Annotated in this window: 26 protein-coding genes; 17 read left to right on the top strand and 9 right to left on the bottom strand. The window is 62.9% G+C overall.

What is annotated here, in order from left to right; all coding sequences use genetic code 11:
• Window positions 1-27 precede the first annotated feature (27 nt).
• From P3T18_RS23915 to P3T18_RS23900, 4 genes are all read right to left on the bottom strand, one after another.
• The gene (locus tag P3T18_RS23915) at window positions 28-528 is read right to left on the bottom strand and encodes an aromatic-ring-hydroxylating dioxygenase subunit beta (RefSeq protein ID WP_429302435.1); all 501 of its coding nucleotides are present in this window, start codon (window positions 526-528) and stop codon (window positions 28-30) included.
• Window positions 525-1811 carry an aromatic ring-hydroxylating dioxygenase subunit alpha gene (locus P3T18_RS23910; protein ID WP_429302434.1) on the bottom strand — a complete coding sequence of 429 codons (1287 nt, stop codon included), beginning with the start codon at window positions 1809-1811 and terminating at the stop codon, window positions 525-527. The genes P3T18_RS23915 and P3T18_RS23910 overlap by 4 nt, the downstream gene beginning before the upstream one ends.
• A gap of 71 nt (window positions 1812-1882) precedes the next feature.
• Window positions 1883-3100: an NAD(P)/FAD-dependent oxidoreductase gene (locus tag P3T18_RS23905; RefSeq protein WP_429302433.1), complete on the bottom strand. Its 1218-nt coding sequence runs from the start codon at window positions 3098-3100 to the stop codon at window positions 1883-1885.
• A 69-nt stretch (window positions 3101-3169) separates the two neighbouring features.
• Entirely contained in the window at window positions 3170-3478 is a 309-nt protein-coding gene (locus P3T18_RS23900; protein WP_429302432.1) for a non-heme iron oxygenase ferredoxin subunit, read from the bottom strand.
• Window positions 3479-3760: 282 nt separating this feature from the next.
• On the opposite strand from P3T18_RS23900, the gene P3T18_RS23895 reads away from it, so the two are divergent.
• The 12 genes from P3T18_RS23895 to P3T18_RS23840 all read left to right on the top strand — a co-directional run bounded on the left by P3T18_RS23895 (window position 3761) and on the right by P3T18_RS23840 (window position 16152).
• Window positions 3761-4651 (top strand): LysR family transcriptional regulator, encoded by an 891-nt coding sequence (locus P3T18_RS23895; RefSeq protein WP_429302431.1) that lies wholly within the window; start codon window positions 3761-3763, stop codon window positions 4649-4651.
• A gap of 176 nt (window positions 4652-4827) precedes the next feature.
• Entirely contained in the window at window positions 4828-5289 is a 462-nt protein-coding gene (locus tag P3T18_RS23890) for a PilZ domain-containing protein (protein WP_429302430.1), read from the top strand.
• Window positions 5290-5643: 354 nt separating this feature from the next.
• Window positions 5644-5940 carry a DUF4148 domain-containing protein gene (locus tag P3T18_RS23885; RefSeq protein WP_429302429.1) on the top strand — a complete coding sequence of 99 codons (297 nt, stop codon included), beginning with the start codon at window positions 5644-5646 and terminating at the stop codon, window positions 5938-5940.
• An 81-nt stretch (window positions 5941-6021) separates the two neighbouring features.
• Window positions 6022-7962: a response regulator gene (locus P3T18_RS23880; RefSeq protein WP_429302428.1), complete on the top strand. Its 1941-nt coding sequence runs from the start codon at window positions 6022-6024 to the stop codon at window positions 7960-7962.
• 141 nt (window positions 7963-8103) lie between these two features.
• Window positions 8104-8607 (top strand): MaoC family dehydratase, encoded by a 504-nt coding sequence (locus P3T18_RS23875; RefSeq protein ID WP_429302427.1) that lies wholly within the window; start codon window positions 8104-8106, stop codon window positions 8605-8607.
• Between the two features lie 149 nt (window positions 8608-8756).
• Entirely contained in the window at window positions 8757-10103 is a 1347-nt protein-coding gene (locus P3T18_RS23870; RefSeq protein WP_429302551.1) for an MFS transporter, read from the top strand.
• Entirely contained in the window at window positions 10100-11509 is a 1410-nt protein-coding gene (locus P3T18_RS23865; RefSeq protein ID WP_429302426.1) for an MmgE/PrpD family protein, read from the top strand. Before P3T18_RS23870 ends, P3T18_RS23865 begins: the two co-directional genes overlap by 4 nt.
• Window positions 11510-11546: 37 nt before the next feature.
• Window positions 11547-12731, top strand: coding sequence for an acyl-CoA dehydrogenase family protein (locus P3T18_RS23860; protein ID WP_429302425.1), 1185 nt, complete (start codon window positions 11547-11549; stop codon window positions 12729-12731).
• Window positions 12728-13918, top strand: a complete 1191-nt coding sequence (locus P3T18_RS23855; protein WP_429302424.1) for a CaiB/BaiF CoA transferase family protein — start codon at window positions 12728-12730, stop codon at window positions 13916-13918. Before P3T18_RS23860 ends, P3T18_RS23855 begins: the two co-directional genes overlap by 4 nt.
• A 71-nt stretch (window positions 13919-13989) precedes the next feature.
• Window positions 13990-14739 carry a GntR family transcriptional regulator gene (locus P3T18_RS23850; protein WP_429302423.1) on the top strand — a complete coding sequence of 250 codons (750 nt, stop codon included), beginning with the start codon at window positions 13990-13992 and terminating at the stop codon, window positions 14737-14739.
• 25 nt (window positions 14740-14764) lie between these two features.
• A complete protein-coding gene (locus P3T18_RS23845) occupies window positions 14765-15574 on the top strand; it encodes an HpcH/HpaI aldolase/citrate lyase family protein (protein ID WP_429302422.1) in 810 nt (269 codons plus the stop codon).
• A gap of 29 nt (window positions 15575-15603) precedes the next feature.
• Complete coding sequence (locus P3T18_RS23840; protein WP_429302421.1) at window positions 15604-16152, top strand: DUF2889 domain-containing protein; 549 nt, start codon at window positions 15604-15606, stop codon at window positions 16150-16152.
• Window positions 16153-16185: 33 nt separating this feature from the next.
• On the opposite strand, the gene P3T18_RS23835 is transcribed toward P3T18_RS23840, so the two are convergent.
• Window positions 16186-17421 (bottom strand): LysR substrate-binding domain-containing protein, encoded by a 1236-nt coding sequence (locus tag P3T18_RS23835; RefSeq protein ID WP_429302420.1) that lies wholly within the window; start codon window positions 17419-17421, stop codon window positions 16186-16188.
• A gap of 144 nt (window positions 17422-17565) precedes the next feature.
• On the opposite strand from P3T18_RS23835, the gene P3T18_RS23830 reads away from it, so the two are divergent.
• The 4 genes from P3T18_RS23830 (at window position 17566) to P3T18_RS23815 (ending at window position 22034) form a co-directional block, all read left to right on the top strand.
• Window positions 17566-18417 (top strand): amidohydrolase family protein, encoded by an 852-nt coding sequence (locus P3T18_RS23830; protein ID WP_429302419.1) that lies wholly within the window; start codon window positions 17566-17568, stop codon window positions 18415-18417.
• An 81-nt stretch (window positions 18418-18498) separates the two neighbouring features.
• Complete coding sequence (locus P3T18_RS23825) at window positions 18499-19410, top strand: hypothetical protein (RefSeq protein WP_429302418.1); 912 nt, start codon at window positions 18499-18501, stop codon at window positions 19408-19410.
• A 75-nt stretch (window positions 19411-19485) separates the two neighbouring features.
• Entirely contained in the window at window positions 19486-20829 is a 1344-nt protein-coding gene (gene dctA, locus P3T18_RS23820) for a C4-dicarboxylate transporter DctA (protein ID WP_429302417.1), read from the top strand.
• Window positions 20830-20993: 164 nt separating this feature from the next.
• On the top strand, window positions 20994-22034 hold the full coding sequence (locus P3T18_RS23815; RefSeq protein WP_429302416.1) for a porin: 1041 nt from the start codon (window positions 20994-20996) through the stop codon (window positions 22032-22034).
• 316 nt (window positions 22035-22350) lie between these two features.
• Here the strand turns inward: P3T18_RS23815 and P3T18_RS23810 are convergent, their stop codons facing one another.
• A complete protein-coding gene (locus P3T18_RS23810; RefSeq protein ID WP_429302415.1) occupies window positions 22351-22677 on the bottom strand; it encodes a hypothetical protein in 327 nt (108 codons plus the stop codon).
• Window positions 22678-22937: 260 nt separating this feature from the next.
• On the opposite strand from P3T18_RS23810, the gene P3T18_RS23805 reads away from it, so the two are divergent.
• On the top strand, window positions 22938-23450 hold the full coding sequence (locus P3T18_RS23805) for a DUF6622 family protein (protein ID WP_429302414.1): 513 nt from the start codon (window positions 22938-22940) through the stop codon (window positions 23448-23450).
• 81 nt (window positions 23451-23531) lie between these two features.
• Here the strand turns inward: P3T18_RS23805 and P3T18_RS23800 are convergent, their stop codons facing one another.
• From P3T18_RS23800 to P3T18_RS23790, 3 genes are all read right to left on the bottom strand, one after another.
• Window positions 23532-23954 (bottom strand): histidine kinase, encoded by a 423-nt coding sequence (locus P3T18_RS23800; protein WP_429302413.1) that lies wholly within the window; start codon window positions 23952-23954, stop codon window positions 23532-23534.
• Window positions 23955-24024: 70 nt separating this feature from the next.
• Entirely contained in the window at window positions 24025-24816 is a 792-nt protein-coding gene (locus tag P3T18_RS23795; RefSeq protein WP_429302412.1) for a COG4705 family protein, read from the bottom strand.
• 162 nt (window positions 24817-24978) lie between these two features.
• Window positions 24979-25428 carry a Fur family transcriptional regulator gene (locus P3T18_RS23790; RefSeq protein ID WP_429302411.1) on the bottom strand — a complete coding sequence of 150 codons (450 nt, stop codon included), beginning with the start codon at window positions 25426-25428 and terminating at the stop codon, window positions 24979-24981.
• Window positions 25429-25554: the final 126 nt, after the last annotated feature.

Raw genomic sequence — 25554 nt, 5'->3', positions numbered from 1 at the left:
GGGCGCTCGATGCGCCCCTTTGCACGATCAGACGGGTGCTACGACCGAAGTCGGATAGAGCAGCGTATCCGTTACGCAGATGCGGCTTGCGAACATGAACCGCTCGCCCTCGATCACTACACGGTCGATATACCGCCCCGACATCACCACTTCCGTCATTCTGTCGGACAGGGTTTGCAGGATCAAAAAATCCGCGCCTACGCGATAGCTGTCGCCATCCGCTTTCACCGACATGCCGCTGACGATGTGGCGCAGCGCGCGCGGCTGCGAGATCGTCGTTTGCGCCGTCGTGAATGCGCGATCGTCGATCATGCCCCGGCCGTCGCAGTAAATGATGGCGATCGGCAATCCGCGATCGTAGTTCTCTCTAGTCGTGAGGCGATACTCGGCTTGCGCGGTAAAACAACTGGCCCAGTCTTCGTAGCGGCCCTCGTCGAGCGCCGCGCTGTTCTCGGCGTACAGGTCCATGATGCCGAAGCGTACGTCCGCTGAAACGGCCGGCACGCGTTGTTGCGTCAAGGTACTCATAATCCCATCACCTTGCGATAGTGTTGATACAGGCCGCGCACGGCCACCTCGGTAATCGTATGGTCGTGATCTTCGACCGTGCGTCCGGCCATCTCGGCCACGCCCGCGCGGTCGTTGTAGGGCGTCACGCCTTCCTGCGACATCACCATGACCTCGCTGTCGTCGACCGATACGAAGCCCGCGGGACCCATCAGATTGGCCTGGCGGATGCGATGGGCGCGCATCTCGGGGGTGTCGTCCGAATAACCGAAAAACGTCCAGTGCAGATCGTGGCTGCCAGGCCCGCGCGGAACCAGGTGTCGCATTGCCAGCGTGTTCGATTGCTGCTGGATGATGAGATTAGGCCAGAAGGTGCACATCACCGCGGTGACGTCGCCGGGATATTCGCGGATCAGATCGAGCACGCGCGTGTCCTTCAGTTGCATATCGCTGCGCAAGGTTTGCCGCATTTCGTGCGCGGCCACTTCGTCGAGTTTGCCGCCGCGCCGGTTGATCATGGCGCCGTGGCGTCCGGTTTCGTCCATCTCGATCGCCGACTCCGCATCCATCCGGAAGAGGCCGAACGTCACGAAAAAGACGTGCAGAAGGCTGGCGTGATACGGGTCCTTCAGGTTTTCGAACATGAACTTCCAGTTGCCGTCGATCCGCTGCCGCATGTAGCCGAGCAGTTCGAGCTTGCGTCCGTCGAACACGCGGTCGAAGTAGGAGAGCATGCGCGGGCCGAGATACGCTTCGAACGGTTCGACGCTCTGATCGAACGAAGCGAAAATCGCCCCGTTACGCACCGTGACCGCGAGCGGTTGCGCGCGATGCTGGCTGATATCGAAGTCCGCCGGCATGCCGCCCTTGCCTTTGTAGCCGCGGCGAAAGGGCAGGCCGGTGACGTTGCCCTTCAGGTCGTAGCTCCAGTGGTGATACGGGCAGGTGAACGATTTCGTGTTGCCGTGCTCGCTCTGGCAGAACGCCACGCCGCGATGCGCGCAACTATTGCTGAAGGCATTGACGCTGCCGTCGGTGTCGCGAACTACGACGATCGGCAGATCGCCGACGAAGCTGCGCTTGAAGTCGCCCGGATTCGGAATCTCGCATTCGAGCGCGACATAGGCCCAGTTCGGCCCGCGAAAAATGCGCTCCTGTTCGCGTCGATAGATTTCGTCGTCCGTGTAGACCCAGAACGGAATGCGCGAGCAGCCGCCGTCGGGCCAGACATAATCGGGTTTGGTGCGATCGCTCGCGTCGGCGGTGGGCGCATCGCGTCGGGCCCATTTGATTTCGGTCTCCATGCTTCGTCTCCAGTTATCAGAAATGTAGGACGAACCGCATCCGTACGTGCCGTGCGAATGCAGTCGTGGTGTCAGTGAGCCGTCAGACTGGCAAGCGGCCGTTGCGCGTTGCCGATTTCCGCGCAGTCGATGCGCTGCCGGGTGTCGATCAGCCGTTTGACATGGCGACGCTCGCGGCCCGCGTTCACCAGCACCGCGCCGCGAATCGCGCCGTCGGCGACGAAAAACGCACACCATGAAGGCGCGCCGGCTTCGCCTCGCATCACGATGAGGTCGTCGGCCTCACGGCCGCCCAGCATCTGGATGTTGCGGTCGTACTGGTCGGTCCAGAACCACGGCGCGGCATCGGCGGCCGGTGCGGTACCCGTCATCGTGTTCGCGACGATCTGAGCCTGCAGCTCCGCGTTTTCCCACGACTCGACGCGCACCGATTCGCCCAGACGATGCACGCGTTGACGCGCAACGTCGCCGATCGCGTAGACCGACGGCAGCGACGTGCGGGCCTGCGCATCGACCAGCACGCCGTCCGCGCATTCGGCGCCCGCCGCGCGCGCCAGTTCGTCGTTCGCGACCGCACCGATCGCTACCACGACGACGTCGGCCGCGAGCAGGCTGCCGTCGGCGAGCCGGACAGCTTCGACGGCGGTGTGTCCTTCGAGCGCGGCAACGGTCGCACCAGTGCGTACATCGACCCGGTTTTCACGATGCAGGTCAGACAGATACCGGCCGAGGAAGCCGCCGAAAATACGCGGCAACAGTTCACTGCCGCTTTCGATCACGGTCACGGCGCACTGTCTGGCGACGGCGGTCGCCGCGATTTCCAGTCCGAGAAAACCTCCACCGATCACGACGACTCTGGCGCCGGCCGTCAGCCGCGCCGAGAGCGCCGTGCTGTCGCCGATCGTGCGCAACGTCAGCACGCCGTCGAGCGTCGCGCCCGGCACGTCGAGCAAACGCGGTCGCACGCCTGTGGCGAGCACGAGGTCGTCATAGGGGAGGGACTCGCCGTCGCCGAGCGAGAGCCGCTTTGTCCGCGAGTCGAAGGCGGCGACACGCACGCCGGAGCGCAGCGCGATCCGATGTTCTTCGTACCATGCATGGGGAAAAATAGTCGCCTTCGACGGCGCGGCGCCATTGAGTATGTCTTTCGACAACGGCGGCCGCTCGTACGGCAGATCCTGTTCCTCACCGAGCAGGGTGATCTCGGCGGTGTCGTCCAGGCGACGCAATGCGGCCGCCGTTCGCGCGCCGGCCTGACCGGCGCCGACGATGACGATTCGTTGGCTCATATCGTCACCCCGGTCGTCACCTCATGATTGCAACAGCATGAAATCCGGCTGGGGAGGGCGCGCTTCGCCTCATTCGACATCGACGAGCACCTCATCGCCTTCGACGCGCACGGCGAACGTCTGCAGATCGACGTCCACGGGGCCCGACACGGCCTTGCCGGTGCGCACGTCGAATACGCCCTGATGCAGCGGACATTCGATCTTGCCGTCTTCGAAGTAGCCGTCGGACAGACACGCATGAGCATGCGTGCAGATATCGTGAGTGGCGAAGAACTCGCCGTCCAGGTTGTACAGCGCAACCGGAATATTTTCGATGCGGCACGCCTTGACGGTGCCGGTCGGCATATCGGCAACACGTGCCATGGTTTTCCATGCCATCAGATCAGTCTCCTCATTGTCGATTCGAAACCCGTGATACGGACTTTGCTTCAAACGATGAAGGCTATTCTGCGCGCGATGATCGGGGGCCGCGTCGCTATTTGGTTGAGTGAGCATTCGCCGTTCGCGAACGCTGGAAGCAGCGGCGCCTGCGTGTCGGTGCGCGTGCCCGTTTCGATCATGCGCTCATGCGCCGTGTGTTAACGTCGCCGCGATGCGGGCTTGCGCGAGCACTAGCCAGAGAAGCAAAAGAAGACCCGCCGGCATGACGATGGAGACACGATGCGGTTCGATCTGATCGATTTGAGGCTTTTTGCGGCGGTCGCCGCTTACGGGAACATCACCAAAGCGGCGGAGAGCGTGCCGATCGCGGTTGCAGCGGCGAGCGCGCGGATTCGCGCGCTGGAGGAATCCGTCGGCGCCACGCTATTGTCGCGCCATAGCCGGGGCGTCGAATTGACACCGGCCGGCGAGGTGTTTCTACAGCACACGATCTCGATGCTGCGCGAAACGACGAAGCTGCGTCACGACCTCTCGCAGTTCGGCGAGGGCATGCGCGGCAACATCCGGCTCTATGCCAACACGAATGCCATCCACGAATTTCTGCCCGCGTTGCTCGCGCGATTTCTCGCGGACAACCCGAGGATCAACGTCGACGTGCAGGAGCACACCAGTCCGGAAACCGTGCGCGCGGTGGACGAGGGCAGTGCCGATCTCGGCATCATCGTGGGGCTCGTGAACACACGCAAACTCGCGGTAATACCGTTTCGCGACGACCGCTTCGTCGTGATCGTTCCGGACGAACATCCGCTTTCGCGTGAGCGCGCGATCCGTTTCCATCAGGTGCTGGAGTGGAATTACATCGGCCTGAACGAGCGCTCGTCGCACCAGCAATACGTATCGAAAACCGCGCTGCTGCTCGGCCAGAGCATCCAGTTGCGCACTCAGGTCGAGAGCTTCGAAGCGGTCTGTCATATGGTGGCCGCGGGTGTCGGCGTTTCGATCGTGCCCGAATCGACCACTCGCCGGTTGCGCACCACCTTGCCGTTTTCCGTCGTCGAACTCGACGAACAATGGTCCAGCCGTGAGCTGAAACTCGTCTCGCGTCCGCCGGAAACCCTGGCCGCGCCCGCTTACAAGCTTTTCGACGCGCTGACGCTCGCCGCGCGGTAGCGACGCTCGTATCGCTCGTGTCGCTCGTGCCGGGCGCATTTAAGCCCCGACTGAACAAACTGCCAAAACGTGCTGCATAGCGCACAGACCCGCCCAAATCGACCCTTCGGGACGCCGTCCGAGAGTGGTCAACGAGCAGCGGGCCAGATACACTCGCGCTACGATTTAAACACTTCATGTACGATCGGCTCCGATCCTCAGCTTCAAGCGTCGCGGCGGTTTCGCATCGACCGGCGAGGTGCCTGCGGGCGCACATCCGTACAGTAACGATCGCAAACGGGATAACAACCATGGCAAGCGGAATGGATTTGCGGCGGGAGGTGCGAACACCGATGTTGTTCCCGCCGTTGCTTCTGAACAAGGACGGCAAGGGGCTCGCCCGGGTTGCCGACCTGAGTCCGCATGGTGCGTTGCTGTACGCGAGGAACGGCGTTTTCTCGCACGGCGAGACGGTGGCCGGATGGCTGCAGTCGGCGCTGATCGACGAAGACGAAACGGTGGTGGCGGTCACGTTCAACGTTCGCTGGATCGACGAAGACCGGCAGCGCGGATGGACACGCGTGGGGTGTGAAATGCATCCGCTGGATGAACGCTCGTTGAGCGGACTGCAACGGTTGATCGAGAAGGCGGCGCCGTAGTGGGATGGCGACGTTCATGGCTTAAGCAGCCGCATATCTCATTTGACATAATATAAATTATCACCAATTTGTTTATACTGGGCCAAGCTGTAAAGTCCGCTCCAGCACGCCCAAACCGGCCCGCATCCCATGTGTAGCCACAATCCGCCGCAACGCTCGCCATCACCACACGCCCACATTCCTGCATCATGATGGACGTCACCCAATAAAGGAGGCTTCGACAATGGCTCGGCTGCAACTGGTGTCTTTCTTCGTCGGCGGCGCAATTCTCGCGAACGCCGTGCCGCAGCCTGTCAGCGGCGTCTTGGGCGGACATCGGCCGGTTCAGTCGGGATCACTCCGTCGAGGCATCGCATGAAGACTTCCATGATGAAATGGTCCGCGCTTTCGATCTCCGTCGCGCTGACGCTCGCCGCGTGCGCCGTAGCAGATTCGCCGCCGGGCGCGGCGCATCTGAGCCCGACGCAATGTCAGGACCTGGCCGCGCTCAGAAACAACGCACCGCCGACGCCGCAACGAAACGGCAGCGAACTCGCGGCCTTGCGCAAGGCGGGCTACGACCCGTCGAGATGGTTCGACCCGCACTATCCCGAGGACCTGCAGGCGGCGCAGCGCCAGGTCGATCTCTGGTTCCAGAGCGACTGCCATTAGTCGAAGCGTCTAAAATCCGGAAACTTTCTGCCTCGGCCGTCGGCCCGGATCAACACCCCGCTACCGTTTTTTGCCTTCCAGATGACAGATCAAAGCCAATCCGCCGCCGGCGCCGCGCCTGAGTCGCGCCCGGACCATCCCGATCGCGGCGTCGCGTGGTACGTCAGTCGCGACCTGCTCGCCATCGTCGACCGGCAAGGCGTGGTCACGGACGTCAATCCGACCTGGACGCGCACACTCGGCTTCGACGCCACGCGCTCGATCGGCGCCCATCTGGCCGCTTTCGCCGACGCGGCCGGCGCGGCGTCGATCGAGGCGGCACTGGCCACGCTGACCGAAGCTGGCGCAAGCGCCGACTTCGAAGCTGCCTTTCTGGCATCCGACGGTAGCTACCGCCTGCTGAGCTGGTCGATGACTCACGTGCGCGGACAGCTGTTCGGCGCGGCCCGCGACATCACCGACGAACGCCAGCGTCAACTGGCGCTCGACGACTCGCGCGACTTCGCCCGCCTTGCGTTGTCCGCCGTCAGCGGCGTCGGCGTATGGACCTACGAAGTATCGAGCGACTCGTTCTTCTGCGACGCAGCCATCTCGGAGCTTTACGCGATCGACGCCGCGCAGGCCGCCAACGGCATCCGGCGCGACCAGTTCCTCGCGAACGTTCATCCGGACGACCGCGACTCGCTGCGCAACACGATGTCCGGCGGTCTGCTGCACAGCGGCGATCTTGAACTCGAATATCGCATCTGCCATCCGGACGGCTCGGTGCGCTTCGTGCTGTCGCGTGGCCACACCTACTTCAACGAAAACGGTGTGCCGGTGCGGCGAACGGGTGTCGGTATCGACATGACGTCGCAGCGCGAACTCGAGCAGCAACTGCGGCAAAGCCAGAAGATGGAAGCGGTCGGCCATCTGACCGGCGGCATTGCGCACGATTTCAACAACATGCTGCAAGGCGTGATCGGCCCGCTGGAATTGATCCCGCACCTCATGGCCCGCGGCCGGGCCGGCGAAGTCGATCGCTTCATCGGCATGGCGGTGTCGTCCGCGCGTCGTGCCGCGGCGCTCACGCACCGCCTGCTCGCCTTCTCCAGAAAGCAGCCGCTTGCGCCCCGCTCCGTCGATGTGCGCGAACTCGTGCCGTCTATCGAAGACCTGATCCGCCAGACCGCCAGCAAGAACGTCCAGGTTTCGTTTTCCGTCGACACGCAAGCCTGCATGGTTCGCTGCGATACGAACCAGCTCGAGAGCGCGTTGCTCAATCTTTCGATCAACGCCTGCGACGCCATGCCGGACGGCGGCACCCTCGCCGTCGCGGCGTCGCTGATATCGATTGGCGAAAAAGAGGCGCTGTCTTACGACGGCGCACAGGCCGGCCGCTACGTCAGGATCGCGGTGTCGGACAGCGGTTTCGGCATGGCGCCGGAGATTGCGAGCCAGGTATTCGAACCGTTCTTCACGACCAAGCCGCTCGGTCGCGGCACCGGGCTCGGCCTGTCGATGGTTCACGGTTTCGTGCGGCAGTCCGGCGGCTTCGTGACGATAGAAAGCTCGGTCGGCAAAGGCACGACGGTCTCGCTGTTCCTGCCGGAGACGGCCATTGCGAACCGCGCCCAGCGTCACGCGAATCCGCAGATCGGCGAGCTGGCCGAAGGGCGTGGAGAAACCGTTCTGGTGGTCGACGACGACGAAACCATTCGCCAGCTCCTCACAGAACTTTTCGAAAGTTCGGGATACGAAGCAATCGTCGCGCAAGACGGGGCTGCCGGGCTGGCCATCCTGAAGTCCGACGCCCGCGTCGATCTGCTCGTTACCGATGTGCGACTGCCGGGCCTCAACGGCCGGCAGATGGCGGAAGCAGCACGCGTCGGCCGGCCCACTCTGCCGGTGCTGTTCGTGACCGGCTACGCCGAAGAAGCGGCGTCGGACGGTTTCCTCGATCCGGGCATGCACATGCTCACCAAACCGTTTTCGATCGAGTCCCTGCTGGCGCGCGCCCGCGCCCTGCTCCGTCCGCAATAAGCCAACGTTGCGGGACCGACAGCTGCCGGTCCCGCAATGCCCGCCCCAAGGGTTTTACCCGATCCCCTCACGCTTGACTCGTCCCCAGCCCAGATCGATACTTTGTCCGTACAAACAAACCTTTAAGACAGAGGGATTGCGATGCATTCGGACAGAGTGGGCAAGCAGCGTTACCGCGCCAGCTACGGGCGCTATCTGGAAGACTTCACGTTGGGCGACATCTACGAGCATCGCCCCGGCCGCACCATCACGGAAGCCGACAACATCCAGTTCTCCCTGCTGACGATGAACTTCCATCCGATGCATTGCGACGCGCACCACGCGTCGAAGAGCGAGTTCGGCCAGTTGCTGGTGAACAGCGGGCTGACGGTCGCGATCGTGCTCGGCATGTCGGTCAACGACGTGAGCGGCAAAGCCATCGCCAATCTGGGCTGGAAGGAAATCCGCCTGACGGGTCCGGTTTTCGTGGGCGACACGCTCTACGCGGAATCGGAAGTGCTCGAAGTGCGCGAATCGAAATCGCGCCCGACGCAAGGCATCGTCACGGTGCACACCCGCGCGTTCAAGCAGGACGGCACGCCAGTGCTGGACTTCATCCGCTCGGCGCTGATCGCCAAACGCGGACACGGCACCGCCGAAGACTGAGTTCCACCGGGCCGGCCGCGCGCCGGTCTCATGCTGGATCGCCGCTACAACCGCCGGACAGAGCGGCAGGCGATCCGTCCACTGCCACAGTACCGGAGACAACTGTGCGTAACTACGTAAGCTCAGGCGCTCGCCTCGACCGGCTGCCGATGTCGCGTTTTCACTGGAAGATCCTCGGACTCATCAGTGCCGGCGCCTGCCTCGACGCCTTCGATATCTATCTCGCCGGCGGCGTCGCGGCAGCCATGCTGAAAACCGGCTTTTCGACGCTGCAACTCAACGCCCTGTTCGTCTCGTCGGGTTTCTTCGGCATGGTGATCGGCGCGGGACTGTCCGGCTATCTCGGCGACCGCTTCGGACGCCGCTCGTCGTATCAGTTCAATCTCGCGCTGTTCGGCGTGATGTCGTTCGTCGCCGCATTCGCGCCGACGATCCAGTGGCTGATCGGCGCACGCTTTCTGATGGGCATCGGACTCGGCGCGGAACTCGTGGTCGCGGCCGGCACCTTGTGCGAATTCATTCCGCCCGGTTATCGCGGACGCTGGGTGTCGCTGCTGGGTCTCATCGTCAATTCGGGGCTCGTGATTGCGACGAGCGTGGGCTACGTGGTCATCCCGCATCTCGGCTGGCGCTGGATGTTCGGCATCGCGGGCATCGGCGCCCTGCTCGTGTGGATTCTGCGTCACCGTATGCCGGAATCGCCGCGCTGGCTGGAATCGGTCGGCCGGTCACAGGAAGCCGAAGAAACCGTCAGCGCGATCGAGGCCGAAGTGGCGCGCGAAAAAGGACCGTTGCCGGAATGCGCCCGCACGCAAGACCTCGAAGTGCCGCGCGTGCCGATCAGCGCTCTGTTCCGTCCCGGCATGCTGGGCCGCACCCTGACTGCCGCGCTCACGGCCATCGCAGTGAATGTTTCGGTGTACGGATTTGTCGCATGGCTGCCCACCTTCTTCGTGCACGAAGGCCGCGACGTCGTGACCTCGCTCGGCTTCACGACCCTGATGTCGCTCGGTGCGCCGTTCGGCGCCGTGCTCGGCTATCTGACGGCCGACCGTCTGGGACGCGCCAAGGGCCTCGTGATGTACAGCGCACTCGCCATCCTGCTCGGCTTCATCTATCCGCAGATGACCGCCAACGCGGCTATCGCGGTGGTCGGCTTCACGCTCGTCAGCTGCATTTTCGGCATCGTCACGCTCGGTCTGTTCGGCTATGTGCCGGAACTCTTCCCCACGGCGCTGCGTTTGCGCGGCACCGGCGTGGCGGGCGTATGCGGACGTATCGCGTCGATGCTGACGTCGTATGCCGCCGTGGTGCTGTTCGCGCATTTCGGCCTGTTCGGCGTGCTCGCGATGGTGTCGGGCGTGCTGCTTCTGCTGATCGTCGCGGTGTTGCGCCTCGGGGTCGACGCGAACCAGTTTTCACTCGAAGACATTTCGCCTGATGAAGAAGTCGCGACCAACGACTTGTCGCTCAATCAACAGGGAATCGCACGATGAATGCCCGCACCGATATCCAGCAGCACACCCGGACGATCTCGCAGCAACTCGCCGCGTTCACGACCTCACTCGAACTCGACGACGTGCCGCAGTCCGTACGCGAGCGGGCCAAACACCTGATGCTCGACAGCATCGGCCTCGCCTGCGCCACGCTCGATCTGCCCTATGCCACGTCGACTCTCGCCGCGATGCAGGAACTCGGCAGCGGCGAAGCGACGGTGTTCGGCCACCGGCAGACACTCGCCTTGCGCGACGCCATGCTGCTCAACGGCCTCCTGATTCATAGCCTCGATTTCGACGACACCCACGCACGCGGCGTGATTCACTCCACGGCCAGCGCACTGCCCTGCGCGTTCAACCTCGCCGAACGGGAAAACGCCAGCGGCGCGGACCTGCTCACCGCCTACCTGTGCGCCATGGAAGTATCGACGCGCGTCGGCGCGGCGGCGGCCAGTGGCTTTCACAACGCGGGTTTTCATCCGACCGGCCTCGCCGCCGCGTTCGGCTGCTCGCTGGCGGCCGCGCGCCTGCTCGGCCTCGACGAACAGGCCGCGCAACACGCGCAAGGCATTGCATTGTCAATGGCGTCGGGCAGCCTCGAATTCCTGCAGGACGGCGCGTGGACCAAACGCCTGCATCCCGGCTGGGCGGCGGTGGCCGGCACCACGGCGGCGACGCTCGCCAAACACGGCTACGTCGGTCCGGGCGCGCCTTACGAGGGACGCTTCGGCCTCTACGCGCTCTATCTGAAAACGCCGATCGACGCGGCCAATCTCGCGCTCGCCACCAGCGGACTGGGCGAAACGTGGGAGATCGACGGCGTCGCGCTCAAGCCGATTCCCGCGTGCCATTTCACGCACGCGTCGTCCGACGCCGCGATTGCCTTGCATCGCCAGCACGGCTTGCGCGCCGACGAGATCGAACGCGTCGAAGTGCTGGTGCCGGGCGCGACGATTCCGATTATCTGCGAGCCGGTTGAAAACAAGCAGAAGCCGTCGAATAGCTACGACGCGCAATTCAGCATTCCGTACATCGTCGCCACGGGTCTGCTGCGCGGACGTTTCGTGCTCGACGACCTCGAACCCGCCGCGCTCGCCGACGAACAGATTCGCGCGCTGGCGGCCCGTGTCGTCCACGTGGCCGATCCCGAATCGACTTATCCGCGCCACTACAGCGGCGAAGTGATCGTTCATACGCGCGACGGCCGGCGTCTCGCGCACCGCGAGGCGATCAATCGCGGCTCGGCCGACAAACCGCTCAGCAACGACGACATCGTCGCGAAGTTTTTCGACAACGCGCAGCGCGGCGTGTCGCGCGACCAGGCCGAGCGGATTTGCGAGGCCGTGCTCTCGCTCGACCGTCAACCCGCGCGGGCACTCGCCGCCACCTTGAGCGCCGCGCGCTGATTCGACCCACACCGAACACGTGATACCAGGAGAAGTGATGGCTACGATCGACATCGATCATCAAACGGACGCCAGCGACTATGCCGAGAACGAAACGCTGATTCTCGACATGCTGGACCGCTTCCTCAAAACCGAAGTGAAGCCGTACGTGCACGATCTGGACGCGAAGGACGAATACCCGCATGAGATCGTCGAGAAAATGAAGGACATGGGGCTGTTCGGCTGCCTGATCGCAACCGAATACGGCGGACTCGGCCTGTCGACAGCCACCTACGCCAAAATCGTCGATCGCATTTCGGCGGTGTGGATGTCGGTGAGCGGCATCATCAACTCGCATCTCATCATGGCGATGACGATCCAGCGCAACGGCACCGAAGAACAGAAGCGCGAGTTTCTGCCGCGTATGGCGAGCGGTGAATTACGCGGCGGTATCGGGCTGACGGAGCCGGATTGCGGCACCGACCTGCAGGCGATTCGCACGGTGGCGCGCCGCGAGGGCGACGTGTACGTGGTGAACGGCAACAAGACGTGGATCACCAATAGCAAGTACGGCAACATCCTCGCGCTGCTGGTGAAAACCGATCCGGACGCGCAGCCTCGCCATAAAGGCATGAGTCTGCTGATCGTGGAAAAAGGCCCCGGCTTCGAGGTGAGCCGTCAGCTGGAAAAACTCGGCTATAAGGGCATCGATACCTGCGAACTCACGTTCACGGATTTTCGCGTGCCGGTGTCGCGCGTGATCGGCGGGGTCGAAGGGCTCGGCCTCAAGCAGATTCTGAGCGGGCTCGAACTGGGCCGTATCAACGTGGCCGCGCGTGGCGTGGGTGTCGCGCAGGCCGCACTCGACGAAGCGGTGGCTTATTCCCAGCAACGCAAGACCTTCGGCAAACCCATCTGCGAGCATCAGGCCATTGCGCTGAAGCTCGGCGAAATGGCGACCCGCGTCGAAGCGGCGCGTCTACTGACCGATTCGGCCGCGCGTGCCTACGACAAGGGCCAACGCTGCGATATGGAAGCCGGCATGGCGAAGTACTTCGCCACCGAGGCCGCCGTGGAAAACAGCATGGAAGCGATGCGCATTCACGGCGCGTACGGTTACTCGAAGGAATACAACGTCGAGCGGCTGTATCGCGACGCGCCGCTGCTGACCATCGGCGAAGGCACCAACGAAATGCAGCGTCTCATCATCGCGAAGATGCTGATTGCGAGGAATCCCGCATGAGCTTGCCACTTTCCGGCGTGCGTATCGTCGCCATCGAACAATACGGTGCGGGGCCGTTCGCCACGCAGCATCTCGCCGATCTCGGCGCGGAGATCATCAAGATCGAGAATTTCCGCGAAGGCGGCGACGTGGGCCGCAACGTGGGCCCGCATTTTTTCGGCGAGGGCGACAGCCATTTCTTCGAAGCCTTCAATCGCAACAAGTGCAGCCTGACGCTCGATCTGAAACGGCCCGAAGCGCGTGAGGTGCTGCTGGACCTCGTGAAAACCGCCGACGCCGTATTCAACAATCTGCGCGGCGATCTGCCGGTCAAGCTCGGCCTGACCTACGAGCAGATGAAGGACGCGAATCCGGCCATCGTCTGCGCGCATCTGTCGGCCTATGGCCGCACGGGCAGCCGTGCGTCGTGGCCCGGCTACGATTATCTGATGCAGGCCGAAGCCGGTTATCTGTCCGTGACCGGCGAGCCGGATTCGCCGCCGGCCCGTTTCGGCCTCTCGATCATCGACCTGATGACCGGCACCACCGCGGCGATGGCCCTGCTCGCCGGCATCGTGCAGGCACGCGCAACGGGCATCGGTCGCGATATCGACACGAGCCTTTTCGACGTCGCGCTGCACAACCTCGCCTACGTGGCGACGTGGTATCTGAACGGCGACGTCGTTACCGGCCGCGATCGCCGCTCGGCCCACCCATCGCTTACGCCGAGCCAGTTGTACAAAACGAAGGACGGCTGGATCTTCCTGATGTGCAACAAGGAAAAGTTCTGGAGCGTACTGGCTGAAATTCTCGATAAACCCTCGTGGATCAACGACGAACGCTTCTGCAATTTCAAGGCGCGGCTCGCCAATCGCGACCTCGTGGAGCGCGAACTCGACGCCGCGCTGTCCACGGCGACCACCGCCGAGTGGCTTGCCCGTCTGGGTGGCCGCGTGCCGGCCGCGCCGGTCTACGACATCAAGGAAGCGCTCGACAATCCGTTCGTCGCCGAACGGCAAAACGTCGTGAATGCCGAACACCCGCGCTTCGGCAAGATACGCGGCGTGGCGGCGCCGGTGCGCGTCGACGAACCGCTGCCGATGCGCGCCGCGCCGGAACTGGGGCAAGACAACGCCAGACTGCTGGCCGAACTCGGTTACGATGCTGATCGAATCGCCGGCTTGCGTGAGAGCGGTGTCGTGCAATGACCGTATTGGCGACATACGATGAAACGATACCGGCGAGCCCTATCGTCAATCCATCATCGTGCGTTAAAAATATGGTCAACGTGCTCGGTCAGCAACCGCGCTACATGCAGCTGGCGCAGACGCTTATCAACGAAATACAGAGCGGCCGGTTTCCGGTCGGCTCCACCATTCCCACCGAATTCGAACTGTGCGAGCAGTTCGGCGCGAGCCGCTCGACCGTGCGCGAAGCGGTCAAGCAGCTCGTGCAACTGGGTATGGTGGTGCGCCAGGCCGGTGTCGGCACGACCGTGAAGGCATCCAGCGCGGAAGGCGGCTACCGGCAGGTCATGCAGCAATTGAGCGACTTGCACCGCTACACGGCGGACACGGTGCTGCAGTTGCTGAAGCAGGAAACCGTCGAACTCGCCGATCCGGCGCTCTGCGCCATGTTGCAGGCGAAGCCCGGCGAAACCTGGTTGCGGCTCGAAGGCGTGCGCCGTTCGCCCGAGAGCGCCGATCCGATCTGCCATACCGAGGTCTACATCCAGCCCGCGTTCCGCTCGCTCACCGGTGTAGCCGACGAACCGCACACGCCGATCTACACCATGATCGAGCGGCAGTTCGGCGAACAGATCGCGCAGGTGCAACAGGAAATCCGCGCGGTCGCCCTGCCCGCTTCGATTGCCGGCATCGTCAACGCCAAAGCGAAATCGCCCGCACTGTGGCTCTGCCGCCGCTATCTGAACCGGCGCGGCGAGATTGTCGAGGTGGCGATCAGCATTCATCCCGCCGAACGCTTCAGCTACTCGGAAACCTTCCAGCGGGGCTGGACAGGCTCGTGAAGATTTTCCGCCAAGGATGTCGCTCATGATTGAACGCAGTTATCTTTTCGTGCCGGGCGATCGCCCGGAGCGTTTTCAGAAAGCATTCGCCACGGCAGCGCATCAGGTGGTCATCGATCTCGAAGACGCGGTGGCCCCGGAGGCCAAAGCCGACGCTCGCGCGGGCATTGCCGCGTGGTTGCGGGCCGGCCAGACCGAAGCCGATCGCAGCCGCCTGGTCGTGCGCGTGAACGCGTCCGGCACGCCCTGGCATAGCGACGATATCGCCATGCTGCGCGAGGCCGGCGTGAGCCGCGTGATGGTGCCCAAAGCCGAGGACGCCGCGCAACTGGACGAGATCGCCGCGCGCTGCGTCGACCACGTGGCGCTGATCGCGTTGATCGAAAGCGTGGCCGGTGTGGTGCGGATGCGCGAGGTGGCGCAAGCGGAAAACGTGGCGCGCCTCGCTTTCGGCTCTTTCGATTTCACCGTCGACGCCGGTATCGAAGGCATGACGCGCGAACTGGATTTCGTGCGCTCGCAATTCGTGATCGAGTCGCGCTATGCGGATTTGCCGCCGCCGCTCGACGGCGTGACGCTGTCCACCGACGACGCCGACACGCTCGGCGCCGACGTGCTCGACGCGCGGCGTTTCGGTTTCGGTGGCAAGCTGTGCATTCATCCACGGCAAGTCGACGCGGTGAATCGCGGCTTTGCGCCGGGCGATGCCGAGCGCGCCTGGGCCACACGTGTGCTGGCCGCGCTGGCGGAGAATCCGCGCGGCGCCATCGCGGTGGACGGCAAGCTCGTCGACAAACCGGTTGTCGAACGGGCCAGACGGATTCTGGCGGCGTGACGCTTTCTTCTGCGAGCAACGGAAAACCAGTGAAACCAGCCAGCACGACGCCAACGGACCGCGTTCCGCTGCATACGCGGCAGATCACCCTGCAGGGCTATCGCCGCGCCGATGGACTTTACGACATCGAAGGTCATCTGCGCGACACGAAGTCCTACGACCGCGCCTCGAACGGCGTGTTCGTGAAGGCGGGCGAACCGGTCCACGAAATGATTCTGCGGCTGACGGTGGGGCGCGACATGGTCATTCGCGACGCACGCGCCGAATCCGTCGTGGTGCCCTACGCCGGTCATTGCGACAGCATCACCCACACCTATGAACAGCTCAAAGGCATGAAGCTCGCCCCCGGCTTCACCCGTCAGGTCAAGGCGCTCTTTGGCGGCGTTCAAGGTTGCACACACCTGACCGAGCTGATCGGTGCAGTGGCCACCGCGGCGTTCCAGACCATGAGCGAAGAGATCAACGCGAGCAACACCACGAAACCGTTCCAGCTCGACGGCTGCCACGCGCTCAAGACGGATGGTCCGCTCGTCAGGGAATTTCATCCGAAGTGGTATCGACCGACGGATGACGCGTGAACCCGCTTGCCGCACGAACGCCGCAAGGCGGCTTCAGCTGAACGCCTGCTCCGCCTCGCATTCTTCGCGCAACCGGTCGACGAAGGCCTGCTGCACGGCGGTGCCCAGCCAGTCGAGCCGCACCGTATAACCCACCGCGCGGTGTGCTTCCGGCATGGCCAGTTCCAGCGCGACCAGTTCGCTGCCCGGATAGGCGTCGCGAATCTGCGCGCGGGAAAGCAGCGTGATGCAATCGCTTTCCATGAGCATGGCGATCATCATGGCGAGCGAGGTGGTCTCCAGTACCAGCGGCGGCTTGACCGGCAGACGTCCGAAAATCGAGTCGATCACCGCGCGCCGCGGCACGTTGTGTTGCGGCATGACCCAGTCGTAATCCGCGAGGTCGAGCACGTCGATGGATTTCCGGCGCGCCAGCTTGTGGCCTTTGCGCACGGCCACCACGTAGGGGTCGGGAAACAACTCGACTTCCAGCACCGCGCCCGTGAGGCGAGGTTCCCGCAAGCCGCCCACGATGATGTCGATCGACGCACTGCCCAGCTCCCGCAACAGATGCGCGTGCGAGCCCTCCTCCACGGTCACGCGTGCCGCGGGATACTGCTCGCGCAAGCGTTGCACGGCACGCGCGACGAGCCGCGGCGGCATGAGCGGCAACGCGCCGATCGCGATCCGGCCGGTGAGCCGGCCGCGTGCATAGGCGAGTTCCTCACTGGCCTGCGCGATCTCGTACAGCGCGAGACTCAGACAGCGCGCAAACTCGATTCCCGCCGGATTCGCCGACACGCTATGCACTCGCCGCCGGTATAGCGACACGCCCACACTCTCTTCGATCTGACGCGCGGCCCGATGCACCGCCGGCTGCGAAATGCCGAGCGACAGCGCGGCCTGCGCGGCGGAACCCGTGTTGACGATCGCGAGGTGGCAGCGCACCTGCGCATCGGTCAGATGGCGGCAGATCTTCGCCGCGCCCGCCGTGGACTGGCCGGTCAGGTTCATCACGGCGCGCTCCATCTGGTCGAGCATGCGGCGCACGCGCCGCTGAAGCATCACGCCTTCGCTCGTCAGTTCGCTGCCGCCAAAACCGCGCTCGAACAATGGGCCGCCAAAACTCGCTTCGAGCTTGCTGATGGCGACGCTCACCGCGGGCTGCGTACGCCCTGCGCGCAGTGCGGCTTGCCCGATTCCGCCGGCTTCGCACACTGCGTCGAACAGGAAAAGACGCCGCAGACGCGCCTGATCGTCGTCTGCCGATGTGCGCTCCGCAGTCGCCATAACATCCTCAAAAAGACTATGTGAAAACCCTTAGCTTAACGCAAATTTATGGGCTGGGCCGTACTTCATATTGAGGGCTTCGCGGCGAACGCGCTTACAGTGACGTCCATTCCATTCAAAAAGTTTTCCGTCAGGAGCCACTTCATGTCCGTCGTGATCGACACCCACACTCACGCCATTTCCGCGGATACGCAGCGCTATCCGCTCGCACCTGTCGGTGGCCATCAATCGGAATGGTCGGCGAAACGCCCGGTCAGTTTCGAGGGCCTGCTTCGCTCGATGGACGAAGCCGGCATCGACCGCGCCGTGGTCGTGCAGGCTTCGACGGTGTACGGTAACGACAATAGTTATGTGGTCGACGCGGTTCGCGCGCATGGCGATCGCTTTGCGGGCGTGTTCTCGATCGACGTGCTGGCAGACGACGCCGTGACCCAGATGCAGCGCTGGCTCGACGCGGGCCTCGCCGGTCTGCGCCTGTTCACCACCGGCAGCACGATGCCCGGCCAGGCCGGCTGGCTCGACGACGAGCGCTCGTTTCCGGTGTGGGACTACGCACAGCGCAACAAAGTGTCGATCTGCCTGCAGATGACGGCGCAAGGTATTCCCGCACTGCTGAACATGCTGGCGCGCTTCCCGGATATTCGCGTGCTGCTCGATCACCTCGCGCGTCCCGAACTCGCCGGCGGTCCTCCGTATGAAGCTGCCGCTCCGCTTTTCAGTCTCGCGTCGCACGAGGGCGTGTTCCTGAAGCTGACCAACCGCACGATTGCCGAGGCGGCCCGCGGCGCCTCGACACCCGAAGCATTTTTCCCGCGCGTGCTCGACGCTTTCGGCGCGCATCGCATCGCCTGGGGCTCGAATTTCCCGGCCGCCGAAGGCGCCCTGCCGCAACTGCTCGACGACGCGCGCAAGAGTCTCGCCATGCTGCCCGCCGACGCGCAGGAAGCAATTTTCGGACGTACTGCATGTGCGGTTTATCCGTCGCTGGCTGGTTAAGACGGCAGTGTCCGGTCGGGTCCACGCGATCCGGTAGCAAGCCACTGGACAACCCAACACCGAAACACAGGAAGAACGCTCGTGAGCACGCCTCTCCCACCGCCGCGCCTGAATACCGCGCTGAAGACTTACCCGCATACGCAGCCGCTGAAAAGCGGTGAGCTGACCGATCCCGCCGTCGAGCTGGTGTTCGAAGAGATCGAACCGATTCATCGCGCGTTCGCGCCGATGGCGCGGCAGCAGGCCTACGACGTCAGCGAACTCGCGATCGTCACGTATCTGCAGGCCAAGGCCTACGGCAAGCCGCTCGTGCTTCTGCCGGCCGTCGTGGCCGCGCGCTTCCAGCAAGGCTGCATTATTTATAATGCCGCACAGGGCAAGCCCGAACTTGCCGATCTCGCGGGCAAGAGAATCGGCGTGCGCGCCTACACGCAAACCACCGGCATGTGGGTGCGTGCGATTCTCGGCGGGACCTATGATGTGCCGCTCGATCAGGTGGACTGGGTCACGATCGAGGGCGCGCATCTGGATGAATACACCGATCCGCCTTTCGTTCGGCGCGTGGGTCCGGGCAAGCAGTTGCTGGCCATGCTGCGCGACGGCGAACTCGACGCGGCGATTCTCGGCAACGACCTTCCGGACGGCCCGGAATTCAAACCGTTGATCGACAACGCGGCCGCGGCGGACAAGGCGTGGTACGCCCAACATCAGTACGTGCCGATCAATCACGTCGTCGTGGTCAGTCAGGAAGTGGCCGACTCGCAACCGCAAGCCGTGCGCGCGGTCTACGATCTGCTCAAACGCGGCAAGGCGTCGGTTGCCGCGCAGAACGCGGGCAAGCCCGACAAGCTGCTGTTCGGCTACGACGCGTTGCGCAAGCCGCTCGAAGAAACCCTCGCGTTCTGCGAGCAGCAGCGCCTGTTGCCACGCAAGCTGAGCGTCGACGAAATCTTCGCCGACAGCGCCGGCATTCTCGGCGAGGCCGGTTTCTAGGCACGTCAGCGCGTTCCACCCGCTTCACGATTTCTGAGCGAACCCGAGTTCGCCGCAGTTTGTTACGGAGACACCATGAGCTTGCCCCGTCAGTCAGCCGCATCTAAACCCAGGGAACGTCAGCCGTTCTATCGCGACCTCTCGTTTCAGGTGCTCGCCGGCATGGCGTTGGGTATTCTCACCGGCTATTTCTTTCCGAAGTTCGGCATCAACCTGCAACCGGTCGGCGACGCGTTTATCCGCATCATTCAGATGCTGATCGGGCCGATCATTTTCTGCACCGTGTGCAGCGGCATTGCGGGTGTCAACGACTTCAAGAAAGTGGGCCGCGTGGCGATCAAGGCGCTCGTCTATTTCGAAGTGGTGACGTCGCTTGCACTGGTGCTGGGCCTCGTCGTCATCAACGTGCTTAAACCCGGCGTCGGCATGAACGTGGACATGCACAGCGTGCATTCCGCTGCCGTCGATACCTACGTGGCTCAGGCTCATCACGTGGTCACCACCAGCGAGTTTCTGCTCAACGTGATTCCCCACACGGCGATCAGCGCATTCGCCGGTGGCGACGTGCTGCAAGTGCTGTTTTTCTCCGTGCTGTTCGCCTTCGGCCTTGCCGCGATCGGCGAACGCGCCAGGCCGGCGCTGAACCTGATCGACGCCGTGTCGGGATCGCTCTTCTGGATCATCGGCCTGACCATGAAGATCGCGCCGCTCGCCGCATTCGGTGCAATTGCGTTCACGGTCAGCAAGTTCGGCTTCGGCACGCTGATATCGCTGGGCAAGCTGGTGCTGGAGTTCTATCTGACCTGCGCACTTTTCATCTTGCTGATTCTCTGGCCGATCGCGAAACTGAACGGCTTCAGTCTGCTGCGTCTGATGCGTTATATCGGCGCCGAACTGCTGCTCGTGATCGGCACGAGTTCGTCCGAAACCGTGTTTCCTCAACTGATCGACAAGCTCGAACGGCTCGGCTGCGAGAAGTCGGTGGTTGGCCTCGTGCTGCCTACGGCGTACACCTTCAATCACGACGGCACCTGCCTGTACTTCGCCGCTGCCGCCGTGTTCCTCGCGCAAGCCACCAACACGCCGATGAACTGGCACGACCAGTTGGTTCTGCTGGCCGTGCTGCTGCTCACATCCAAGGGAGCGGCGGGCGTCTCGGGCGCAGCCATTGCCGTGCTGGCCGCGACATTGGCCGCGTCGAACACGATCCCCGTGGAATCGATTGCGCTGATTCTCGGCATTCACAAAGCCATGTCGAGCGGCTTCGTGTTCACGAATATCGTGGGTAACAGCGTCGCGACGATCGTCGTGGCGAACTGGGAAAAAGCGCTGGACCGCGTGGCGCTTCGCAATGAACTCAAGACCGGCTTTCGACCTATCGAAGCACCGCAGGCGCGCCTCAATCAGACGAGCAGTTAGGCACAAACCTGTTTTACGAGGGCGCGCGCAGATTCGAATGCCGCCGCCCTCACGATAAAAAAATTTAAAGCAACCGATTTAGTTAGTCATACGAATAGTATGAAATCGCGCTGCCGCAGTACAGCTTCAATAAAAACAGAAATACATTAAACCGGAGACACAGCATGAACAAAAAGGTTTGGAGAACCCTCGGCGTAGGCGTTTCGGTCGCGGCCGGCGCATTCGGCACAGTATCCGCGCAGGCGCAATCCAGCGTGCAGATTTACGGCACCGCCGACGGCGGCGTGCGTTATCAGACCAACGCGGCCAAGGGCGGCGGCACCGTGGTGACCATGAATTCGAATGGCTACTACAGTTCCAACAAGCTCGGCTTTCTCGGCAAGGAAGATCTGGGCGACGGCTGGAATGCGCACTTCCGCCTCGAAAACGGCTTCAATCTCGGCAACGGCGCGTTCGACAACACCACCGGCACGCTCTTTAACCGGCAGTCTTACGTGGGGATCGGCAACACGAAGTACGGCGCACTCGATCTCGGTCGCCAGTACACGATTTCGCACGACATCATCAGCATCTACGATCCGTTCGGCTTTCACTACACGCCGATCCTGCCGCTCACCACGGCGTCGGACGGCACGCGCAACAACAACGCCGTCAAATATAAAAACGACTTCGGGCCCGTGCTGTTCGAGGTGGACAATTCGTTCGGCGGCGTGCCGGGCAACATCAGCAGCGGCGCGACGCGTTCGGTGGGCCTCAGCTACCACGCGGGTCCGGTCGATGTCGGCGGCGTCTACGGACACCGCAATATCCTGACCGGCACGACCTATGTCGGCGACAGCTACTACATGGCGGGCGTGGGCTACGCGATCGGTCCGGTGCGCGTGTCGGGCGGCTTCATGTCGGAAGACCTGCAAAATCCGGCCACACCGCACCAGACCACCAACAATGCATTCGGCGGCCTTGCATGGACCATCACGCCGGCGCTGATCTTTACAGGCGGCTACTACCAGACCACCGTATCCAACGACAAAGCCAGCCGCCGCGGCCTTTCGATCGTTTCGCTTGCTTACCTGCTTTCCAAGCGCACCACGCTCTACAGCGAAGTGGATTACACGTCGTACAAGCATGCCGTGGTCAGCACGCTGAACCCGGCAGGCGCCTCCAGCCAGACTGCGGTGACCGTGGGTATCGACGTGCTGTTTTAGGGCGTTGGCGGCGGTTTGAAGGCCTGTGGGTGCGTTGAATGTGCGGGGCTTTGTATCGGTTGTCGCGTCGATGTATATCGACGCGGCTGTAGCGCCAAAGTCGAGGCATCGGGAACATTTACCAAATGGTAATGATTGCACTCCGCGAAACACTTACAAGCGTTTGAAAAAAGCGGACTGTCGAATCACATTAATCGACCCAATCAACCTACACACCACCGCCGCAAACAAAAAAGGCGAGGCGCAATATCACTCGCGCCCCGCGTCATTCACCCGCTCAGAGCGGGCGAACCTGCTAAAACCTTACTGCTGAGCCTTACTGCTGACCCGCCGCCGGCGACACCACGCTCGGACGCGCCAACGTATTGTTGCTCTTCGGCGCGCTGGTCGTTGCGTCGCTATTCGTTCCGTTCGGCAGACCCGAATTCGGTGCACGCATGGACATACCGCTGTCGGAATTAGTGGTGCCCGGCGTGCCGTAGCCGCTCATCGCACCGTTGGGCTGGTTGGCCTGATTAGCCGGGCCTGCCGTGCTGCCCGACGTCCCGCCCCCATTCGCGCCACCTGCAGTCTGGGCATAGGCGCCACCTGACAACGCAAGAGCGGCGACGGCCGCAACCAATGTGCTCATTGCCTTGTTCATGATCCGTTCCTCCTTGATCGAACTGGATTGTGGACGCAGACGACTCGCATCTGCTTGACAATGAATTGAGCAATCACTGTGCCGCGCTATCTCATTGGCACGGGAAAATGCCGGATCGCATGAATCAATTAGGTCCGCACCCTTCCCGTAATTCTGCGTTCACGAGCAGGCAGCACGTCGATAAAGCCGCGCTAATTCGCCGCTAATTTTTCCCCCTCATGATGGCCTCATCGAACCGGACGCATCTGAAGGAGAACATCATGTCACTGACCGCAATCGTTCACGGCACGCCAGCGTGGGTCTGGGTGCTACTGGCAGTTCTGCTATCGCGCGGATTCAAGGCGCTGAAAAGCGCGACCGTTCCGCTGTCGAAACTCGCCATCGTGCCGCTGATTTTTGCGGCCTGGGGCATCGCGCATCTGATCTCCGAACCGCTGGCGGGATGGACCGCCGCGCTCGCCTGGATGACCGGCGCGTTCGTCGGCGTTGCGGCTGGCGTCATTATCGCGAGCCAGTCGCGATTCATCGTCGATCCCGTTGCGAGAACCGTCATGTTGCCGGGCTCGGTGTTGCCCCTGCTGCTGATCGTCGGCACGTTTGCCAGCCGCTTCTGGCTCGGTTTCGAAATGGCGACCGTCACCGATGCATCGCTGCTCGGCACCTTCATCCTGATCGATGCGGTCGTGTCCGGCGCCGTCGCGGGTCTGTTTGCCGGGCGCTTTCTCACCTACTGGCGCGCGCCGAGCGAGCATCCGGCGCTGCATTTGCACTGACCCGACGCATCGCGCAAAAACTGATTCGAGCGAAAAACAGTTCTGTCGAAGTCGTGGCGCGCCGTGCGCCACGACTTCAACTCACATGATCTTGCCGCTCATTTTGTCCATCGTGGCGATCAGATCCGCGAGCGACTGCTTGCAGTCGGCCGCATTCGGACTGCCGGCACGCAACGCGCTGAGTGCGCGATCGATGGCCTTATCGACGGTGTGCCAATCCGCTGCGGCGCGAGGCTTGAGCGAGGCTTCGGCGTCGTCCCATGCCACTTCGAGATCCTTGATGCGTGTCTTGCCGCCCGCAAGATTGCCCTGATCGACGAGAGCAGCCGTATCGGCGGCAATCTTGCGGAATGGCGAGAGGTCGCCGAGTCTCGATGCCTTGCCCTGCTCCGCGGCTTGCGCGGATGCCATGCCGATGCCGCCCGATTCCGGCTGCCCCAGGCTGATCGCACACACGGCAATAAACGAAGCGGTCACGGCGTTACGAAGAATGCGTTGATTCATGATGTTTTCCGTCAGGTCGATGATGAACAAAGCGTGTTAAAAAAAGCGTGCTGCGCCTGCAAACCGTTCGCTATTCGCCCGACGTGGCGGCGCGCGCGGACCGTGTTCTCGCGACACTCGAGAACATCACCATCACGACGATCGCGCTGAGAAAAATCAGGCTGGTGTTGATCGTGCCGAGTCCGAGTCCGCCGTAGCCGCGCGCCTGAGACAGCAGATCGCCGAACGACGCGCCGAGCGGCCGCGTGAGGATGTAGGCAATCCAGAACGTGAGCACGGCATTGGCGCCCGCATAATATGAAGCAGCCACCAGCGCGATCGCGGCGGCGAAGATTATGGTGCCGATCATGAAGCCGAGTCCGAGCGCTTCCGTGGCGAGGTCGCCCGCCGCGGTGCCGAGCGCGAAGGTAAACAGAATTGCCGCCCAGTAGAAAAGCTCCCGGCGTCGGGTAAAGATGGTGTGGATCGATAGCGTTCGCTCGCTGCGATACCAGAATGCGAACGTCGCCGCCAGCGCGAGAGCAAACGCTATCGTGCTGAATTCCAGCGGGACATTGAGTTTGTCGGTCAGCGCGTCGGTAATCTGTGTGCCCACCACGCTCACCAGCACGACGGTCAGCCAGTAGATCCACGGTACGTAACGGCGCATGCGCAATTGCGCGGTCAGCGCGGCAATCAGCAGCGCCGTCATGATGCTGCCCGTAATGGCCGTGCCGAGACCGACATGCACCGCCAGATAATCGGCGCCGGTTTCGCCGACCGTGGTCGCCATGATCTTGATAGCCCAGAAGACGAGGGTCGCCTCCGGTACCTTGTTCGTTACCGGCACATGGGCAACGCGATAATTCGAAGTGACTGTCACGGCGGCTCTCCTGTCGATTGCATCGAGTGCGGCACCGCGCGGTTTCGCGTGTGCCTCTTTGCATCGACTATGCAACGGCGAGCCTTATGGAATCCTTACGGAAAGTAAATCGAAACAGCAGAATGCCGAACCGTGGTTTTCCCGCAGAGAAACCTGGTTATGTCAGTCGCCGCGGTAGACCGTTCGGGACAGCACACCGGCTTTTTTGCAGGCGGAGCAGATACCGAACAGCACGAGTTGCCGTCCCGACACGGTGAAGTCGCGGGCGTCGACAATCGCTTTCTGGCGAGCTTCGATCTGCGCGTCGAAGAACTCGTCGATCTCGCCGCACGCCGTGCAAACGATATGGTCGTGCGGCACGCCGTCGTCCAGTTCATAGACCGTGCGGCCGTCGCCGAAGGTCACGGCGGAGACGAGATGCGCGTCGACGAGTTGTCCCAGCACGCGATAAACCGTCGCCATGCTGATGCTGCGGCTGTCGCCGTTGAGAAGTTTGTAGACCTGCTCCGCGCTGTAGTGTTCGTGCGCGTGCGCGCTGAAGAACTCCAGAACCGTGGCACGCGGAGACGTGGGACGCAGTCCGACCCGCTCCAGTATTTTGTGAGTATGCATGGACTCGATCGTTGTGGAATCGGGACGCGGGTCGCGCGGCGCGTCGTATCCCGTGCCGATTGGACAGCACGAACGTGCGCTCGATGGAGCAACCCGGAAGTCCGCGAAGTATGAAATCGCGCTCCT

The sequence above is a fragment of the Paraburkholderia sp. GAS199 genome, assembly GCF_050436585.1.
Taxonomy (GTDB): Bacteria; Pseudomonadota; Gammaproteobacteria; order Burkholderiales; family Burkholderiaceae; genus Paraburkholderia.
The sequence above is the reverse complement of the archived record's forward strand: the minus strand, read 5'-3'. Positions and strand labels throughout refer to the sequence as shown.

Excerpts from the sequence above, each read along its gene's own strand:
- P3T18_RS23910 (WP_429302434.1), bottom strand. The coding sequence starts at position 1,811 with ATGGAGACCGAAATCAAATGGGCCCGACGCGATGCGCCCACCGCCGAC.
- P3T18_RS23900 (WP_429302432.1), bottom strand. The coding sequence starts at position 3,478 with ATGGCATGGAAAACCATGGCACGTGTTGCCGATATGCCGACCGGCACC.
- P3T18_RS23830 (WP_429302419.1), top strand. The coding sequence starts at position 17,566 with ATGTCCGTCGTGATCGACACCCACACTCACGCCATTTCCGCGGATACG.
- P3T18_RS23885 (WP_429302429.1), top strand. The coding sequence starts at position 5,644 with ATGAAGACTTCCATGATGAAATGGTCCGCGCTTTCGATCTCCGTCGCG.
- P3T18_RS23875 (WP_429302427.1), top strand. The coding sequence starts at position 8,104 with ATGCATTCGGACAGAGTGGGCAAGCAGCGTTACCGCGCCAGCTACGGG.
- P3T18_RS23800 (WP_429302413.1), bottom strand. The coding sequence starts at position 23,954 with ATGAATCAACGCATTCTTCGTAACGCCGTGACCGCTTCGTTTATTGCC.
- P3T18_RS23880 (WP_429302428.1), top strand. The coding sequence starts at position 6,022 with ATGACAGATCAAAGCCAATCCGCCGCCGGCGCCGCGCCTGAGTCGCGC.
- P3T18_RS23895 (WP_429302431.1), top strand. The coding sequence starts at position 3,761 with ATGCGGTTCGATCTGATCGATTTGAGGCTTTTTGCGGCGGTCGCCGCT.
- P3T18_RS23810 (WP_429302415.1), bottom strand. The coding sequence starts at position 22,677 with ATGAACAAGGCAATGAGCACATTGGTTGCGGCCGTCGCCGCTCTTGCG.
- P3T18_RS23805 (WP_429302414.1), top strand. The coding sequence starts at position 22,938 with ATGTCACTGACCGCAATCGTTCACGGCACGCCAGCGTGGGTCTGGGTG.
- P3T18_RS23870 (WP_429302551.1), top strand. The coding sequence starts at position 8,757 with ATGTCGCGTTTTCACTGGAAGATCCTCGGACTCATCAGTGCCGGCGCC.
- P3T18_RS23905 (WP_429302433.1), bottom strand. The coding sequence starts at position 3,100 with ATGAGCCAACGAATCGTCATCGTCGGCGCCGGTCAGGCCGGCGCGCGA.
- P3T18_RS23855 (WP_429302424.1), top strand. The coding sequence starts at position 12,728 with ATGAGCTTGCCACTTTCCGGCGTGCGTATCGTCGCCATCGAACAATAC.
- P3T18_RS23865 (WP_429302426.1), top strand. The coding sequence starts at position 10,100 with ATGAATGCCCGCACCGATATCCAGCAGCACACCCGGACGATCTCGCAG.
- P3T18_RS23845 (WP_429302422.1), top strand. The coding sequence starts at position 14,765 with ATGATTGAACGCAGTTATCTTTTCGTGCCGGGCGATCGCCCGGAGCGT.
- P3T18_RS23835 (WP_429302420.1), bottom strand. The coding sequence starts at position 17,421 with ATGGCGACTGCGGAGCGCACATCGGCAGACGACGATCAGGCGCGTCTG.
- P3T18_RS23860 (WP_429302425.1), top strand. The coding sequence starts at position 11,547 with ATGGCTACGATCGACATCGATCATCAAACGGACGCCAGCGACTATGCC.
- P3T18_RS23890 (WP_429302430.1), top strand. The coding sequence starts at position 4,828 with ATGTACGATCGGCTCCGATCCTCAGCTTCAAGCGTCGCGGCGGTTTCG.
- P3T18_RS23790 (WP_429302411.1), bottom strand. The coding sequence starts at position 25,428 with ATGCATACTCACAAAATACTGGAGCGGGTCGGACTGCGTCCCACGTCT.
- P3T18_RS23850 (WP_429302423.1), top strand. The coding sequence starts at position 13,990 with ATGGTCAACGTGCTCGGTCAGCAACCGCGCTACATGCAGCTGGCGCAG.
- P3T18_RS23815 (WP_429302416.1), top strand. The coding sequence starts at position 20,994 with ATGAACAAAAAGGTTTGGAGAACCCTCGGCGTAGGCGTTTCGGTCGCG.
- dctA (WP_429302417.1), top strand. The coding sequence starts at position 19,486 with ATGAGCTTGCCCCGTCAGTCAGCCGCATCTAAACCCAGGGAACGTCAG.
- P3T18_RS23915 (WP_429302435.1), bottom strand. The coding sequence starts at position 528 with ATGAGTACCTTGACGCAACAACGCGTGCCGGCCGTTTCAGCGGACGTA.